This window comes from Vibrio sp. Vb0349, assembly GCF_033338975.1.
In genome coordinates this window covers 1-1,047 of sequence record NZ_JAWOTS010000438.1, presented here as the reverse complement: position 1 = coordinate 1,047, position 1,047 = coordinate 1, and the positions used below count along the sequence as shown (strand labels likewise).

2 protein-coding genes are annotated in these 1,047 nt (G+C 44.4%); both read left to right on the top strand.

The window, feature by feature from the left end; translation table 11 throughout:
• The coding region (locus tag R7Q47_RS26435) for an SDR family oxidoreductase (protein ID WP_318090283.1) at positions 1-513 on the top strand (513 nt) is incomplete at its 5' end.
• Between the two features lie 11 nt (positions 514-524).
• Positions 525-1,047, top strand: a 523-nt coding sequence (locus R7Q47_RS26430; RefSeq protein ID WP_318090282.1) for an NAD(P)-binding protein, incomplete at its 3' end; no start/stop codon positions are given.

Genomic DNA, 1,047 nt, shown 5'->3' with positions numbered 1-1,047 from the left:
ATTCCAGATACATGGATCTTCAACGCGGGTGATTGCGAATACATGGATGATGGCATTGTAGATGCGCAACTTATGGCGCGCGTGATGAATGTTAATGTCGTAGGTGTAGCTAACTGTATAGAAGCTTGCCAACCGTATTTTCAGCGAGGGCACCGCGTTGTCATTGTTGGCTCCATTGCCTCCGAAGTCGCGCTGCCACGAGCGGAAGCGTACGGCGCGTCAAAAGCGGCAGTGAGCTACTTTGCGCGCACGCTCGCTGTGGATCTTAAGAAGAAAGGCATCAAAGTGATTACTGTGTTTCCTGGGTTTGTTGAAACGCCCCTAACGGATAAAAACACCTTTGAGATGCCTATGATCATTTCAACCAAGCAAGCGTCTCAATTATTGAGAAAGCAGCTAGCGGCGAATAAAAGCCACATTTATTTTCCGGCGAGATTCACAGGCATTCTCCGCTTTATCTCGTTGCTTCCATACAGTTGGCAAGCAAGGCTGACGGCTAAACTCGTATCTTAAAAGGAAGAAGCATGAAAATCGCTATTGTAGGCACTGGAATTTCTGGACTGACATGTGGGTACTATCTGCACCAACAAAACGATATCACTTTGTTCGAAGCCAACGATTATATTGGTGGTCATACGGCGACGGTTGATGTACGTGTCGGGAATGAGGATTATGCGATTGATACAGGGTTCATTGTATACAACGACCGTACATATCCAAATTTTATCAAAATGATGAATGAAATTGACGTGGAAGGTATTCCGACGCAAATGAGTTTCAGCGTGAGAAACGATGGCAATGGTTTGGAATATAATGGCCACACATTAACAACATTGTTCGCACAAAAGCGAAATTGGCTTAATCCAAAATTCTATCGCTTTATTCTTGAGATTTTACGCTTCAATAAACTAGCAAAAGCGTCTACTACTGAGCAAATATCGAGTTCTCAAACGCTGGGTGCATTTTTGGATGAGCACCAGTTTAGTGATTTCTTTTCTGACAACTATATTCTGCCAATGGGCGCGGCGATTTGGTCATCTTCCCTCG